Consider the following 15,459-nt stretch of genomic DNA (forward strand, 5'->3'; position numbering starts at 1 on the left):
AGCATCTGCGAACGCCGTGTAGCACGTCTGATCGATCCAACCTTGTCGTGGGGTTTGCCACGTAACCTGATGAGTGGCGTACGCGGCGTCAACACCGGCTATCCAGTAGTGCAGTGCTCACTTAGTTCATTGGTAATGGAAAACCGTACCTTGTGTATGCCGGGTAGTGTCGACAGCATCCCGGCCAAGGGTAATAGTGAAGATCACGTCTCCAACTCAACCTGGTGTGCGCGCAAGGCAGCAACGGTAGTGAACAACACGAAATACATCATCGGTGTGGAGATGTTGCTGGCAGCGCAGGCTTTGACGATGACGGAAGATTTGCTACCGGGCTTTGTACTGGGTCAAGGCACACAGGCCGCCTATGACGAGATCCGCAAACAGATTCCTGCTTGTCTGGACGGTGATCGCTGGTTCCACAACGATATCCAGATGGCGCATTCCTTTGTGACCAGCGGGTCTGTGCGTGAGGCAGTGGTCAAGCAGATCGGTAAGTTCGTCTAAGACTTACTTACCTTATTGCAGTTTGTTCAGCGGCGCTTGTTAATGCACTCGATATAGGCAACACCATCGGGTGGCAGGCCGCTGCGCTGCGAGGACCAGATCATCTCGCCCAGACATTCCATGATGTGATGATGGGCGTCATGTTCTGAATCCAGACGGCGCGCGAGTCCGGTGTAGGCGGCGCGTATTCCTGGCGGCTGATCGATAGAGATTTGTTCGGCTATCGACAAGTGCATGGACAGATGCAGGAAGGGATTAGCCTGCCCGGATTCCACCGAATAGTCTTGCGCCAATGCGGCTTCTACATCGGCCAGTGCCTCGGCGTATTCCGGATGCTGGATGATCCAGTCGCGTGCAATCGCTTCCAGCGGTGTGAGGATCTCGTTGGCACGCTGTTTACGAAAGGTTTCGCAGAAAAAACGGCGTACATCGTGTTGTGAAGGTGTAAACATTAGGGTATTCAAAAAGCCGAACATTGGGTACAGACCGCAATTGTACGTGGCTTGCTCCTGAACTGCTGAGCGGGTTTCGGATAACATACGCATCTGTTACCGTTTTGCTTATTACTATTGCCGCGATGCGGCATGCCTTTGAACACTTGAAAATGAAAGTCGCTATGCTGAACCAAGAAGCGCTCGATACCCTCTTTACCCAAGCCCACACCAACACCGTCTGGCTCGATAAGCCGGTTACCAACGGTCAACTGCGTGAAATTTACGAACTGATGAAGTGGGCGCCTACCTCAATGAATTCCCAGCCGGCACGCATCGCCTTCGTGAAATCGCCGGAAGCGAAAGAGAAACTGGCGGCATGCGTTTCTCCAGGTAATGTGCAGAAGGTGAAAACTGCACCGATCACCGCGATTATCGGCATGGACATGGCTTTCCCGCGCAAGATGCCGCAATTGTTCCCACATATGGATACGCAGGCAATGTTTGCCGATAACGAGAAGTTTACTGAAGATACGGCGTTCCGTAATTCTTCACTGCAAGGTGCTTACTTCATCATGGCGGCGCGCGCGATAGGTCTGGATTGCGGCCCGATGTCAGGCTTCGATGCGGCTAAAGTGAATGAAGCTTTCTTTGTTGGCACCAAGGTCAAAGCCAACTTCATTTGCAGCATCGGCTATGGCGATCACGAAAAAATCAAACCGCGTTTGCCACGCCTGACATTTGAAGCTGCCTGCGCTATCGTTTTGTAAAAACGGTTTCACCGGCTGAGGCTTACACGCCTTTAGCCGGTAGCGGTGTCTTCTGCTTGTATTCGCACAGATCAGCAATGATGCAGTTCCAGCATTTTGGTGTGCGTGCGATACAGGTGTAACGACCGTGCAGGATCAGCCAGTGATGTGCATCTTGCTGAAATTCCGGCGCGACAAACTTCATCAATTTCTGTTCGACGATATCGACATTCTTGCCCGGTGCCAGACCGGTGCGATTCGAGACGCGGAAGATGTGCGTATCGACTGCAATTGTTGGTTCGCCGAAAGCGGTATTCATCACCACGTTGGCCGTCTTGCGTCCTACGCCAGGCAGTGCTTCCAGTTCTTCACGCGTGCGCGGTACTTCGCCGCCATGTTCGGCAAGCAAAATCCGGCAGGTTTCAATGACGTTCTTGGCCTTGGTGCGATACAAGCCTATGGTTTGTATGTAAGGCATCAAGCCTTCGACGCCGAGTGCGTAAATCTTCCTCGGTGTACCGGCGTGTGGATACAGTTTGCGCGTGGCTTTATTGACCGAGACATCGGTTGCCTGTGCGGACAGCAACACAGCGATCAATAACTGAAATGGCGTTTGATATTCAAGTTCGGTAGTAGGGTGCGGATTGGCAGCGCGCAGTCGATTAAAAATTTCACGTCGTTTCTCTGCGTTCATTTAGCGTCCTTTTCCGCTTGTTCTTTTTTCAAGCGTGCGCGTTCGATCGCGGCTTGAATGATGGCTTTCTTGCGTACCTGTTCGGCTTTCTCTTCTTCCGAGATAGCTGTTTCCGATTGCACGGCCTGCAACTTCGCTGCTGCCTTGGCGGCGAGGCGTGCGTCGTTTTCTTCTTTTTCGCGTTGCAAACGTTTGGTGCGGAAGTCGTGTCGTTCACGCGCGGTATCAGCTTGCGCTTGCGACCATGCATCCCAGCCGGTTTTTCCCGGCGTGACATCTACCATCGCAATGCAATCAACCGGGCAGGGTGCAACACACAGATCGCAGCCGGTGCACAAATCGTTGACTATGGTGTGCATCTGCTTGGCAGCGCCGACGATGGCATCCACCGGGCAAGCTTGTATGCACAGTGTGCAACCTATACACAGACTCTCATCGATGACGGCAACCGGCCGTGCTCGTTCATGGCCATTAACGGGATTGATGGGGATAACGGGTTTGCCCAGCAGATGTGCCAACCTTGCCACGCCTTCAATACCGCCGGGTGGACATTGGTTGTAGCTGGCTGTGCCGTCGGCCATCGCTTCTGCATACGGACGGCATGCGGGATAGCCGCATTTCGTACATTGCGTTTGTGGCAGCAGATCTTCAAGCTGATCGGCAAGCGATTTTTTAGGAGGAGAGGACACAGCGGGCAAGTAAGAGATAAAACAGAATTATCGTCTTATACGGGCCGCTGCGCCAAATAGAAAAGGACTTTGATGTTGCTACTGGCGATTTTTTATAACTGGGAAGCGGCTAATCAAGAATGCTTCGCAATAAACTCGCCGATTTTCGGACAAATGATTTCACGCCACTTGCGGCCGGAGAAGATGCCGTAGTGTCCGCATTGTGGTGCGGTGAATTGCTGTTTGTTCGATTTGGCTATCGATGAACACAAATCCTGCGCTGCATGCGTTTGTCCGAGGCCGGAGATATCGTCCTTCTCGCCTTCGATCGTGAAGAGGGCGACGGTTTTGATATCTTGGGGCTTGACCAGCTTGCCTTCGATTTCCCACGTGCCTAGCGGCAAACGATGTTCCTGGAAGACGGTCTTGATTGTTTCCAGGTAATACTCCGCAGGCATATCCAGCACTGCGTTGTATTCGTCGTAGAACTTGCGATGTTCTTCTGCAGATTCGTTATCGCCTTCGCGCAAGTGTTCATAGAAATCCCAATGGCTTTGTGCATGACGACCTGGATTCATCGCGATGAAGCCGGCGTGTTGCAGAAAGCCAGGATATACCTTGCGGCCAAAGCCCGGATAGTTGTTCGGTACGCTGAAGATCACCTGATTTTCAAACCACTCGTACGGTTTTTCGGTAGCGAGGTTATTGACTTGCGTTGGCGATTTTCGCGGATCGATAGGGCCGCCCATCATCGTCATCGACTTCGGCAAATGCGCATCCTTGTCGCTCGCCATCAATGAGATGGCGGCGAGTACCGGCACCGTAGGCTGGCAGACGGAAATAACATGCACATCCGGTCCCAGCTGGCGGATGAAGTCTTGTATGTAATAGACGTAATCGTGCAGATGGAACGGACCTTCAGTCAGCGGCACCATGCGCGCATCGCGCCAATCGGTGATGTAGACATCATGGTCCGATAACAGGCTGCGTACGGTGTCGCGCAAGAGCGTGGCGTGATGCCCGGACAAAGGTGCTACCAGCAGGACGGTCGGTTGCTTCAATGCGGCGAGGGCTTTGATGCTCAATGTTTTTTTGAAGTGAATCAGCGTGCAGAAGGATTTCTCTTCCGCCACTTCTTCGACGATGGCGACTTGCTTGCCATTGACGGGAACCGATTCGATACCGAAATGCGGCTTTTCGTAATCCTTGCCCAGTCGGTACATCAATTCATAGCCGGCAGCGATACGCTGCGCAAATGGCGTATAAGCCAGCGGCGAGACCGGATCGCTAAATAGTTTGGACGATGCTTCCGCCCACTGCATCAGTGGATTGAGCAGACTACGGTTTAACTCATGCAACTGGTAAAGCATAGGGAAGGCCTCTTCCGATGGCTGTTGTTAAAACGATTGTCACGACAAAACTATTATATTGCAATGCAGCATTGATAACTATTCATCGTTTAACAACGCTTATATGCAATCCAATGAAGTAATTGATTGTTATAGACTTAATAACGATTTGATGCGCTGCGGGGAAAACCGTTCCCATAATAAAAAACGCCCTGTGGCGAACCAGAGGGCGTTTTTGTCGAAAAGAGATGGTTTAGCGTGCCAGATACTGCAGCTTGTCAGTCTTGTCTTTCCATTCTTCCGCTTCAGGCAGCGGCAGCTTGGTTTTGGTGATTGATGGCCATTCGCGCGACAAATCCACGTTCAACTTGATGAATTGCTGTTGATCTGCCGGCACATCTTCTTCTGCAAAGATGGCATTGACAGGGCATTCGGCTACGCATACTGCGCAATCGATGCACTCGTCCGGATCGATAGACAGGAAGTTCGGGCCTTCGCGAAAACAGTCCACCGGACACACATCTACGCAGTCTGTGTAACGGCAGAGAATGCAGGATTCGGTCACTACGTGGGTCATACCAGTCCTAACTGTAAATATTTGAAATAGAGCCGACTACTCGATGGAGGCAGATGACATTCATCTTGCCGGGCAGTAGCCGCAAAGCGTTGTATTTTAAGGCATATCGCTCTTTCTCACAAACCGGAGTTATACCGATTCCGAATAAGCAAATGCGTTGCATGTCTTATGCGGGAAAGATTTCAGCAGTTTTTTGTACGGCATGGGCTGGCTAGCGACGTTTGCATTGCTGCCAAGACACATTTTTTCTGGGCTAAAATGGCATCCCTTCAATACGGAGCCACCATGCGTGCACATTTTCTCGTCGGCTTGCTTGCCTTGACCCCTGCGCTATGCGGCGCGGCAGAATTGAACGGGAGCGGCTTGTCGATGCTGTGGGGTGTTCCCTTTGCCGGCTTGTTGCTTTCGATTGCGCTCTGTCCGCTATTGACGCCAAGTTTTTGGCATCATCATTTTGGCAAGGTGACGCTGGCATGGGCTTTGGCATTCTTGCTGCCTTGCGCGTATTTCTTCGGTGGTGCAACGGCGGTGCATGGTGCCATGCACGCCTTTATCTCTGAATTTTTCCCTTTCCTGATTTTGATCACGGTCTTGTTTGTGGTTGCTGGCGGTATTTGTGTGCGCGGTAATTTGCACGGTACGCCGGCTTTGAATACGGGCTTGCTTGCGATCGGTACGGTGCTGGCCAGCTTCATGGGAACGACGGGCGCATCGATGTTGTTGATCAGACCACTGATCCGCGCCAACGATAATCGCAAGCATGCCGCGCATATCGTGGTGTTCTTTATCTTTCTGGTGGCGAATGCCGGCGGTGCTTTGACGCCGTTGGGTGATCCGCCGCTGTTCCTTGGCTTCCTGAAGGGCGTGGATTTCTTCTGGACGGTGCGTCATTTGTTTGCACCGACCTTGTTCCTGTGCGTTGTGCTGCTGATTATTTTTTATCTGCTCGATAGTCACTACTATCACAAGCGTGAAGAAATCAAACCGCCTGAGCTGGACCCAACGCCGGATTCCGCGATCCGCTTTGAAGGGAAAATCAATTTTGCCTTGCTGGCGCTGGTGGTTGCATTGGTCTTGATGAGCGGCTTCTGGAAGTCAGGCATTACCTATGTTGTCTTCGGCAATGAAGTGGAACTGCAAAACCTGTTGCGTGATGTTGCATTGATAGGTGTGGTCTTCCTCTCCTTGTGGCTGACACCTAAAAGCGCGCGTAGCGGCAATGATTTCTCGTGGGGGGCGATACAGGAAGTCGGCAAATTATTCGCCGGTATTTTCATCACCATCATCCCGGTCATTGCGATGCTGCGCGCCGGCGAGTCGGGTGCCTTTTCATCCATCGTGCGTGCTGTGACGGATGGCAATGGCCAGCCTATCAATGCGATGTATTTCTGGGCGACGGGTGTTCTTTCCTCCTTCCTCGATAATGCACCGACTTATCTGGTCTTCTTCAATACGGCTGGTGGTGATGCAACGGCCTTGATGACGACGCTGGCGGCAACGCTGGCTGCAATCTCTTGCGGTGCCGTATTCATGGGTGCTAATAGTTATATCGGTAATGCGCCTAACATGATGGTCAAGGCAATCGCGGAAGAACGCGGCATCAAGATGCCATCGTTTTTTGGTTATATGGCGTGGTCATGTGCGATCCTTGTACCCTTGTTTATTTTGATGACCTTCATCTTTTTCACCTGAGGAGACGTATATGAAGCAAAAAGTACTCGTCGCACGTGCAACGTTCCCTGATGTGATCGAACGTTTGCAGCAACACTTTGATGTTGAGTCAAATCAGGAAGACAAGATTTTTTCAGCAGCAGAACTGCATGAAAAGATGCAGGGTAAAGATGCGGTGGTGATTACCGCCAGCGAAAAAATGTCGGCTGAAGTCATTGCTGCTAATCCGCATTTGAAAGCCATCTGTAATGTTGCAGTCGGCTATAACAATATCGATGTTGCCGCTGCGACCAAGGCCGGCATCATGGTGACGAATACGCCGGATGTTTTGAATGAAACGACCGCCGATTACGCGTGGACCTTGTTGATGGCGAATGCACGTTGCGTATCGGAATCCGAACATTATCTGCGCGCTGGCAAATGGAAGAACTGGCGTTTCGATCAATTTCTGGGTGCGGATGTGCACGGTGCGACGCTGGGCATACTGGGCATGGGACGCATAGGGCAGGCGGTTGCACGTCGCTCCATGGGTTTTGATATGAAGGTGATTTATCACAATCGCAGCCGCGCGACGCCAGAGCAGGAAGCACACGCCAACAATGCGCGTTATGTCAGCAAGGAAGAATTATTGCGTGGTGCCGATCACCTGATTCTGGTCTTGCCATACTCGGCACAAACGCATCACATCATCGGTGCCGCTGAGCTGGCATTGATGAAGCCGACTGCGACTTTGGTGAATATTGCGCGTGGTGGGATTGTGGATGATGTCGCGCTAATTGCAGCACTGCGTGAGAAGCGCATCGCATCAGCCGGACTGGATGTGTACGAGAATGAACCGGCCTTGCATCCGGATTTCCTGACCTTGTCGAACGTCGTCTTGACGCCGCACATAGGTAGCGCCTCGGAAAAAACGCGTCGTGCGATGTCTGATTGCGCTTCTACCAATCTGGTTGCAGCCTTAAGCGGACAACAACCACCGAATTTACTCAACCCGGAAGTGAAAGCGAAGAAGTAAGCAAATGGCAGATATCAGCATCAAGCAGGAGCATCAGCTTCCGCTGCAACAGGCAAAAGACGCTGCACAAAAAGTGGCAGACAAGATGGCAACAGAGTTCGATATGACGACGCAATGGGATGGTGACATCCTGTCGTTCAAGCGTAGCGGAGTAGCAGGTACGTTGGCCTTGCGTGAGAAAGAAGCGCAAATCGATATCACGCTGGATTTTCTGTTCAAGGCTTTCGCTGGTCCACTGGAAGAAAAAGTGGCGCGCAATATGAAGAAGTATTTTGCCGACGCAGCATAGTTGATAGTCTGCTCGATAAAAAAGCCCCGTATTTACATACGGGGCTTTTTAATTTTCTGCGGAAGAAAAGCTTATATCAAGCCTTCAAATCTTCCACCAGATCGATGTACTGCTGCATCGCATCTTCTTTTGAAATGCCTTTCAGATTATTCCAGGCATCCCATTTCGCACGTGCGACAAAGTCTGTCATCGCAGGTTGTTCACCAGTTGCATCGCCACCGCTAGCCTGTTTGTACAGACCATAGATTTTCAGCAGCGTCAGATTATCCGGACGCTCCGGCAAAGTCTTGGAATCGGCTAATGCTTGATCGAATTGCTCTTGCAGGCTCATACGTACTCCCGATAAATGACAAGCTGGTTGAAGATACTTGCTCGCAGCGCGAACCGGATTTGCCTTATACGCCCAGCAAGTCTACTTCGAAAATCAGAGTTGCGTTTGGTGGGATCACGCCGCCAGCGCCGCGTGCGCCGTAGCCCAGCGATGCAGGGATGATCAGGGTACGTGTACCGCCGATTTTCATGCCTTGCACGCCTTCATCCCAGCCCTTGATCACATGACCAGCGCCGAGTGGAAATTCGAATGGATCACCACGATCCTTGCTCGAATCGAATTTTGCGCCGGCGCTGCCGTCGTCATTTTGCAGCCAGCCGGTGTAATGCACGGTCACGTGCGCGCCAGCAGTTGCTTCTGCGCCGTCGCCGACAACTTTGTCTTCGAATTGCAGGCCGGAGGAGGTCGAGGTAGTAGCCATGTTGTTCCTTTGAAAAATAAGTCAGAAAGTGGGCAGATTGTAGCAGGTGAAGGCGCTTTTATCCGACCTTGCGCCTGGACTTGATTGCCTGTCGGGCGCAGGCGAAGGCGGCACGGTAAAATGCTTATTCTTTGTGCGGGCTTGTACGTATGAACAAGCTATGACGCGCAAACCGAATTTTTCATAGGATTTTTCATCATGCGCCCGGTATTTACGTCTTTCGGACGAGCCTTGCTATCCCAGTTGCACTTCAGGATGCTGATGCTGAGCGTGATTCCATTCGTGCTGTCGATCGCGGTCTGGGGTGTCGGCTTGTGGCTGTATCTGCAGCCCATGATTGATTGGCTGCAAAACTATTTTGTTGAGAACGACGGCTTTCGCGTAAGCAATGAATTATTGATGTGGCTGGGTATGGGGGCATTCAAGACCGTAGTCGTGCCTTTGATTGCCATGTGGATACTGTTGCCGCTGATGATACTGACGGCATTGATTTTTGTCGGTGTGATGGCGATGCCGGTCATCGTCAAGCATGTGGGTAGTCGTCGATACAAGGATTTGGAAGCGCGCAAAGGCGGTACTTTCTTTGGCAGCCTGTGGATGTCGACTTCGTCATTCACGATATTTTTGGTGTTGTGGCTGATTACGCTGCCGCTTTCTCTGATTCCACCTTTGACCTTTGTGATTCAGCCTATCTTGTGGGGCTGGCTGACGTATCGCGTGATGGCCTACGATGCGCTGGCTGATCATGCTGATGCCGAGGAACGGAAAATCATTCTGCGCATACATCGCTGGCAATTGCTGGTGATAGGTGCGATTACCGGCGCGATGGGTGCTGCGCCGACCTTGCTGTGGCTGGGTGGTGCTTTATCGGTGATCTTTTTCCCGGTACTGGCAGCTGGTGCGATTTGGCTATACGTGCTGGTCTTTATCTTCAGCGGTTTGTGGTTCCAGCATTACTGCATGGATGCATTGACGCAGTATCGCGCCGCGCAGGCTGCTGGAAAAGCTGCAGAGCAGCTAGTCACACAGGCTACAGCGCCGACACCTGCAGAAACTGTGATCGTATTGCCTCCACCGGCAGAAGATAAACCAGGCAATCCACAGACTCCTCAAATCTGACACAAGAAGGAAAACCATGGCATTCGGACTCATCATCATCGGCGACGAAATATTGTCCGGCAAACGCATCGACAAGCATTTTTCCAAGGTCGTTGATCTGCTGTCTGTGCGCGGCTTGTCACTGGGCTGGGCAGAAATTCTGGGCGATGACAGAGCACGTATTACCTCGACCTTGAAGCGTACCTTTGCCAGTGACGATATCGTGTTTAGTTGCGGCGGCATAGGTGCGACACCGGATGACCATACGCGTCAATGTGCGGCAGCAGCGCTAGGCGTGCCTATCGAGTTGCATCCGGAAGCCAAGCAAAAGATACAAGAGCGCATGCTGGAGATGGCGCGTGAAGCGAATGTGCCTTTTGACTTGAACAAGCCAGAGAATTTGCATCGTTTGAAGATGGGCGAATTCCCGCAAGGCGCGGAGATCGTGCCGAATCCGTATAACAAGATTCCTGGTTTCTCTATTCATCACGGCAATGGTGGTGGCGCGCATTATTTCATGCCGGGTTTCCCAGTGATGGCGTGGCCGATGATTGAATGGATATTGGATACACATTACGGCCATTTATTTCATCAACAGCCGCGGTTTGAAAAATCAGTGCTGGTCTTCCAATCGATGGAATCGGCACTGACGCCTTTGATGGAAGCGATAGAAGATGAATTCCCGCAAGTAAAAGTGTTCAGCTTGCCGAGTGTGGGCGATGCGGAGACACGTCGCCATATCGAACTCGGTGTCAAGGGCGAGCCGGAGCAAGCTGCTGCAGCCTTCGATAAATTGATTGCTGAATTAAATCTGCTGAAAGTGGAAGTTCAGCACCTTTGATTGCGCAGCCGGTTTAATCCTGCTTGGGAAAGGTGACGACGTGATCGGCTTCCAGCCGTATGCCTATACGCTCACCCAAGGCGTGATCGTGATGTGAGGGGACGAGTGCCAGCAGTTGCTGGCCGCTCGGTAACTTCAATGTGTACAAAAATTCTGCACCACGGAATGCCTTGCGCACGACTTCTGCCTGTAATGGACTACTGTCGTCGTGCACCACATCATCGGCGCGCAGCAATACATCAACCTGTTGTGCATCTTGCTCATTCGGATCGCATACTTCCAAACCGTGGCAGAGCGGCAAGCTGCCCAATTCAATACTCACATCTTGTTTGTGCTGATCGATACGACCGGGCATGAAAACACCAAGGCCGACAAAGTCAGCGACAAAACGTGTGGCAGGGCGATGGTACAAATTGTAGGCGTTGTCCCATTGCACGATGACACCGTTCTGCATGACGCCGATCTGATCAGCAATCGCAAAAGCTTCGTGCTGATCGTGCGTGACCAATACTGCCATGGTGCCGACTTCTTTCAAGATGTCACGTACTTCAGTCGCGAGTCGTTCGCGTAAATCCACATCGAGATTGGAGAACGGTTCATCCAGTAATAACAAATCCGGTTGCGGTGCCAATGCACGTGCAAGTGCGACGCGCTGTTGTTGACCGCCGGATAATTCATGCGGGAATTTTTTCTCTTGCGAGGTGAGGCCGACTAATGCCAGCAGCTTGCCGATGCGAGTACGACGCTCGCTTGCCGACAGCTTGCGCAAGCCGAAGCCGATATTGTCGGCCACCGATAAATGCGGGAAGAGTGCGTAATCCTGAAACACCACGCCGACATGGCGCGCTTCTGGCACGGTGGTGTGTGTTGCGTTGCTAAGTTCCTTGCCGCCCAAGGCAATGCGACCGGCGATCAACGATTCAAAGCCCGCGATGGCGCGCAGCACGGTCGTTTTGCCGCAGCCGGATTGGCCGAGCAGGCAGCCGATCTCACCGCGTTGCAAGGCAAACGACAGGCTGTGCACGATTTCGTGCATTTGATGCGCGACTTGGTAGCCAACGCGTATGGCTTCAACTGACAAATGCGCAGACGGAGCGGGAAGGGCTGACATGAGGTGCAGTGTTCCGGAAATAATTACATGGGCGAAATGAGCGATTGATTATAATTCTCGTTTAGCCGATCGCGAGAGTATTCATGCTTTTTTATATTCAGGTTTATCTGCGTGCATAAGAGACAAGGTCAAAGCGGCGCTTTGCATCCCTTGCTGATTGCATCGCTGGCGATTGCCTGTCTGGTGGGTTTGCCTATCGTCGGCGTGCTCTCCAATCTGGTTTCCGGTGCTGAAACAGGTACTGATATCAGCACTTTCTCGCATCTGTGGGCAACGGTGCTGCCGGAATACATCATCAATAGCGTTGTGATCGCCGCAATCGTTGCGATCCTGACGGCGGTGATGGGCATAGGCTGCGCATGGCTGGTGGCGGCTTTCAATTTCCCGGGTAAAAAATTCTTTGAATGGGCTTTGATCCTGCCATTGGCGATGCCAGCGTATGTGGTCGCTTACGCCTATACCGATTTCCTGCAATTTACCGGACCGGTACAGAGCGGATTGCGTGCGCTGTTTGGCTGGCAAGGGCCGACTTACTGGTTTCCGCAAATCCGTTCTGTCGGTGGTGCCGGTTTCCTCTTCGCGTTTGTCTTGTATCCCTATGTCTATCTGCTGGCGCGCAATGCGTTTATCGAACGCAGTCCGCGCATGTGGGATGCCGCACGCACTTTAGGTGCCGGGCCGTGGCAGGCATTTTTTCAAGTGAGTTTGCCTTTGGCACGTCCGGCAGCGGCGGCTGGTATTGCACTGGCGCTGATGGAGACGCTGGCCGATTACGGTGCGGTTGCCTATTTCGGCGTGCCGACATTGACGACGGGTATTTATAAATCCTGGTACATCTTTTCTGACCGCGCGGCTGCAGCACAAATTGCTGCCGTTCTTTTGATAGCGGTGATGGTCTTGATGCTGCTGGAACAAAAAAGTCGGGGCAGGGCGCGTTATTACGCCGTCGGTGGGCGTAGCGCAACGCAGTTGATGACTACGCTCAAGGGACGACAAGCGTGGAGTGCGACTTTGTTTTGCGCGTTGCCGGTGGTGCTGGGATTCTTTGCTCCGTTGTTGATTCTGCTGCGCTTGATATTGCAGGAAGAAACGATCTCGTTCAGCGCACGTTATCTCAGCTGGTTGAACAACACGATCATACTTGGTGGCGTGACAGCGGTGATTGCCATCGTGATTTGCGTCTTGATGGCGTATGCAGCGCGTGTGACGAATAGCAAAGTACAAGCGGTCTGCAATCGCATCGTCAGCATGGGTTATGCGATACCGGGCGCGGTGATTGCGGTGGGGATTTTGATTCCGATGTCGCGCATCGATAGCTGGAATGCGGAGCATGGTATGGCGCTGGTCTTGAGCGGCAGCGTGATTGCCTTGATCTATGCTTATCTGGTGCGCTTTCTCGCAGTGTCCTTCCAAAGCGTGCAAGCCGGTTTGATCAAAATCACTCCATCCATGGATGCCAGTGCACGCAGTCTGGGACATGGCATGACGTCGATGTTGATGCGCATACATTTGCCTTTGTTATGGCGCAGTGTGTTGACGGCGGGTTTGCTGGTGTTTGTCGATGTGGTCAAGGAATTGCCGGCGACGTTGACGATACGTCCATTTAACTTCGATACGCTGGCGGTGATCACGCATCAATTGGCATCTGACGAGCGTTTGGGTGAAGCAGCCTTGCCTGCATTAACCATCGTATTGATTGCGATAGTGCCCGTCATCATTCTGGCACGTGCGATTGCATCGGGGCGTCGATAACGCTTGCGCATAAAAAAATGCCCCGATTTTCCGGGGCATTAGAAGTGGCGCGTAGGCCAGTGAGGAGAGCTCTGAGAAATTACGATTTACGTGATTTGGTCGTGGTTTTTTCTGCTGCGCTGGCGAATTGGCTGGCGGCTGCATTCAAATTACCTTCCAAGGCTTCAACTGCTTGCTTGGTTGTTTTGGAGAGTTGTTCGTAGCTGGCGCTGGCATTGCCGATTGCAGACTTGAGCATGGAGACAGCGTTTTCAGAACCGGCTGGCGCGTTCTTGCTGAGTTCATCAATCAAGGACAAAACCTTGCGATTGGTTTCTGCGATTTGTGTTTCTGCTGCCTTGGTAAATTCAGCTTGCGTGCTGGTTGCGATGCTTACCAGATGACGACCATAGGCCAGTGCTTTTTCAGCGTTCGGCTGTGCATGCGAAGCGCTGAGTGAGAAAAATTCTTGTGGATCTTTTGCGGTGGCGAGCTTCTGTGCAGCAGCGCCGGATTCCTGCAATGATGACTTCGCCGCGCTCAGGTTCAAGTCGACGATTTTTTGTACGCTATCGAATGCTGTGCTGGTGAGCGAATTCAGTATGGCGAGTTGCGATTCAAACTGGTGTTTGGTTGCGGCGGAAAACTGCTCTGGAATAGCAAACATGGGTTTCTCCTTTGTGAAGGTAGTACATCACTGCGGTAGGTAAAAACGATCATTGTGCGTTGCAACATGACTCATTGTAAGTATTGTAAGGATGGTGTCAAGCGATATTTGCTGCAATGCACAAATAAATGTTTTGCCTGAAGAATGCGAGAATGTCGCCCGGTGAGGTGCCGCTAAGGACTTGCCTAGAGTAAGGGTGCAGGTACTCCAGTCCGGAATTGAAAGAATAGAAAACAAGCATGCATACAGATTCAAGTAAAACAGAAAGCCCATGGCTGGCAGCGATGCCTTTCCTGTTCGTGCTGATCTGGAGTACCGGTTTTATCGTGGCGAAGTTCGGCCTGCCGTACGCGCCGCCGTTGACCTTTCTGGCGCTACGCTTCATAGGCGTGTTGATTATCCTGCTGCCGCTGGTTCTGTTGCTGCGCGCGCCGTGGCCGCTTGGCACGATGCGCCATATCGCTGTTGCCGGCATCCTGGTGCAAGCCGGTTATCTGGCTGGCGTGTGGTGCGCAATTAAGCTGGGCATGCCAGCCGGCTTGTCTGCCTTGATCGTTGGCATGCAGCCGGTATTGACGGCGTTTGCCGCACCTTTGATCGGCGAGAAAGTGCGCGGTCGCCAATGGATAGGTCTGATCTTCGGTCTGTGTGGTGTGGCGCTGGTGGTTGCCAATAAAATTACGCTGATCGGTTTGACCTGGGAAAGCATCGCCTTGTGCTTGATGGCTTTGCTGTCGATCACGATAGGGACGATGTATCAAAAGCGCTATTGCCCGCATTTTGATCTGCGTACCGGCACCATCATTCAATTCGCCGCATCGTGCGTGGTGGTACTTCCTTTCGCCATCTACTTTGAAGGCTTTTCACCGTCATTGGAAACTGTGCAGTGGACGCCCAGCTTTATCGGCGCGCTGCTGTGGTCCATCGTTGCACTCTCGATAGGTGCGATTTTCCTGCTCTTTGCATTGATACGTAAAAGTGCAGCGACGCAGGTCACCAGCTTGCTTTATTTGACGCCGCCAACGACTGCATTGATGGCGTGGGCTGCGTTTGACGAGACCTTCAGTTTGATAGGCGTGGCTGGCATGTTGCTTGCTGTCGTAGGTGTAGCGTTTGTGGTGAAAAAGTAGCGGAAAAGAGGCCGATTCCTATGGAAATTATTGTTGCGTAGCAATAAATTCGGGTCGTAAGCGGTGTATTTTCAGTCAAAAATTGCACCAATAATGTGAAGAAAAAGATATCGTTAGTTAGAAAGTAGATTAATGAAAACAGCTAACTATCTAATTATCTTGCACATTTTCCGATATTTGCT

Annotated in this window: 18 protein-coding genes; 9 read left to right on the top strand and 9 right to left on the bottom strand. The window is 52.0% G+C overall.

Annotated features, from left to right (window positions below; all coding sequences use genetic code 11):
- Positions 1 to 504, top strand: a 504-nt coding sequence (locus tag AC07N2_RS09960; protein WP_494778149.1) for an aromatic amino acid lyase, incomplete at its 5' end; no start/stop codon positions are given.
- Between the two features lie 26 nt (positions 505 to 530).
- Here AC07N2_RS09960 and AC07N2_RS09965 read toward each other — a convergent pair.
- Positions 531 to 956, bottom strand: coding sequence for a DUF1841 family protein (locus AC07N2_RS09965; RefSeq protein WP_494778150.1), 426 nt, complete (start codon positions 954 to 956; stop codon positions 531 to 533).
- A 164-nt stretch (positions 957 to 1,120) separates the two neighbouring features.
- On the opposite strand from AC07N2_RS09965, the gene AC07N2_RS09970 reads away from it, so the two are divergent.
- Complete coding sequence (locus tag AC07N2_RS09970; RefSeq protein WP_494778151.1) at positions 1,121 to 1,705, top strand: malonic semialdehyde reductase; 585 nt, start codon at positions 1,121 to 1,123, stop codon at positions 1,703 to 1,705.
- Positions 1,706 to 1,727: 22 nt separating this feature from the next.
- On the opposite strand, the gene nth is transcribed toward AC07N2_RS09970, so the two are convergent.
- From nth to fdxA, 4 genes are all read right to left on the bottom strand, one after another.
- Positions 1,728 to 2,378, bottom strand: coding sequence for an endonuclease III (gene nth / locus AC07N2_RS09975; RefSeq protein ID WP_494778152.1), 651 nt, complete (start codon positions 2,376 to 2,378; stop codon positions 1,728 to 1,730).
- On the bottom strand, positions 2,375 to 3,076 hold the full coding sequence (gene rsxB / locus AC07N2_RS09980; RefSeq protein ID WP_494778153.1) for an electron transport complex subunit RsxB: 702 nt from the start codon (positions 3,074 to 3,076) through the stop codon (positions 2,375 to 2,377). The genes nth and rsxB overlap by 4 nt, the downstream gene beginning before the upstream one ends.
- 104 nt (positions 3,077 to 3,180) lie before the next feature.
- Complete coding sequence (locus AC07N2_RS09985) at positions 3,181 to 4,416, bottom strand: polyhydroxyalkanoate depolymerase (RefSeq protein WP_494778154.1); 1,236 nt, start codon at positions 4,414 to 4,416, stop codon at positions 3,181 to 3,183.
- 232 nt (positions 4,417 to 4,648) lie between these two features.
- Positions 4,649 to 4,972, bottom strand: coding sequence for a ferredoxin FdxA (gene fdxA / locus AC07N2_RS09990; protein ID WP_076592095.1), 324 nt, complete (start codon positions 4,970 to 4,972; stop codon positions 4,649 to 4,651).
- Positions 4,973 to 5,257: 285 nt separating this feature from the next.
- Between fdxA and AC07N2_RS09995 the strand changes: the two genes are divergently transcribed.
- Genes AC07N2_RS09995 through AC07N2_RS10005 form a run of 3 tightly spaced genes read left to right on the top strand, consistent with a single transcriptional unit; the run spans position 5,258 to position 7,947 of the window.
- Positions 5,258 to 6,664: a sodium:proton antiporter gene (locus AC07N2_RS09995; RefSeq protein WP_494778155.1), complete on the top strand. Its 1,407-nt coding sequence runs from the start codon at positions 5,258 to 5,260 to the stop codon at positions 6,662 to 6,664.
- Positions 6,665 to 6,674: 10 nt separating this feature from the next.
- Entirely contained in the window at positions 6,675 to 7,658 is a 984-nt protein-coding gene (locus AC07N2_RS10000) for a 2-hydroxyacid dehydrogenase (RefSeq protein ID WP_494778156.1), read from the top strand.
- Positions 7,659 to 7,662: 4 nt separating this feature from the next.
- The gene (locus AC07N2_RS10005; protein ID WP_494778157.1) at positions 7,663 to 7,947 is read left to right on the top strand and encodes a polyhydroxyalkanoic acid system family protein; all 285 of its coding nucleotides are present in this window, start codon (positions 7,663 to 7,665) and stop codon (positions 7,945 to 7,947) included.
- 76 nt (positions 7,948 to 8,023) lie between these two features.
- Here the strand turns inward: AC07N2_RS10005 and AC07N2_RS10010 are convergent, their stop codons facing one another.
- Both AC07N2_RS10010 and AC07N2_RS10015 read right to left on the bottom strand, forming a co-directional pair.
- Entirely contained in the window at positions 8,024 to 8,278 is a 255-nt protein-coding gene (locus AC07N2_RS10010) for an acyl-CoA-binding protein (protein ID WP_076592091.1), read from the bottom strand.
- 64 nt (positions 8,279 to 8,342) lie between these two features.
- The gene (locus AC07N2_RS10015; protein ID WP_076592090.1) at positions 8,343 to 8,699 is read right to left on the bottom strand and encodes an FKBP-type peptidyl-prolyl cis-trans isomerase; all 357 of its coding nucleotides are present in this window, start codon (positions 8,697 to 8,699) and stop codon (positions 8,343 to 8,345) included.
- 198 nt (positions 8,700 to 8,897) lie between these two features.
- On the opposite strand from AC07N2_RS10015, the gene AC07N2_RS10020 reads away from it, so the two are divergent.
- Positions 8,898 to 9,818: an EI24 domain-containing protein gene (locus AC07N2_RS10020; RefSeq protein ID WP_494778158.1), complete on the top strand. Its 921-nt coding sequence runs from the start codon at positions 8,898 to 8,900 to the stop codon at positions 9,816 to 9,818.
- A 16-nt stretch (positions 9,819 to 9,834) separates the two neighbouring features.
- Entirely contained in the window at positions 9,835 to 10,638 is an 804-nt protein-coding gene (locus AC07N2_RS10025; RefSeq protein WP_494778159.1) for a competence/damage-inducible protein A, read from the top strand.
- A gap of 13 nt (positions 10,639 to 10,651) precedes the next feature.
- On the opposite strand, the gene AC07N2_RS10030 is transcribed toward AC07N2_RS10025, so the two are convergent.
- Positions 10,652 to 11,749 carry an ABC transporter ATP-binding protein gene (locus AC07N2_RS10030; RefSeq protein WP_494778160.1) on the bottom strand — a complete coding sequence of 366 codons (1,098 nt, stop codon included), beginning with the start codon at positions 11,747 to 11,749 and terminating at the stop codon, positions 10,652 to 10,654.
- Between the two features lie 111 nt (positions 11,750 to 11,860).
- On the opposite strand from AC07N2_RS10030, the gene AC07N2_RS10035 reads away from it, so the two are divergent.
- Entirely contained in the window at positions 11,861 to 13,501 is a 1,641-nt protein-coding gene (locus tag AC07N2_RS10035) for an ABC transporter permease (protein WP_494778161.1), read from the top strand.
- Positions 13,502 to 13,580: 79 nt separating this feature from the next.
- On the opposite strand, the gene AC07N2_RS10040 is transcribed toward AC07N2_RS10035, so the two are convergent.
- On the bottom strand, positions 13,581 to 14,147 hold the full coding sequence (locus AC07N2_RS10040; protein WP_494778162.1) for a phasin family protein: 567 nt from the start codon (positions 14,145 to 14,147) through the stop codon (positions 13,581 to 13,583).
- Positions 14,148 to 14,386: 239 nt separating this feature from the next.
- Here AC07N2_RS10040 and AC07N2_RS10045 point away from each other — a divergent pair, with 239 nt between their 5' ends.
- Complete coding sequence (locus AC07N2_RS10045) at positions 14,387 to 15,277, top strand: DMT family transporter (RefSeq protein ID WP_494778163.1); 891 nt, start codon at positions 14,387 to 14,389, stop codon at positions 15,275 to 15,277.
- Positions 15,278 to 15,459: the final 182 nt, after the last annotated feature.

Source organism: Herminiimonas sp. GW821-FHT09C12 (genome assembly GCF_059416385.1).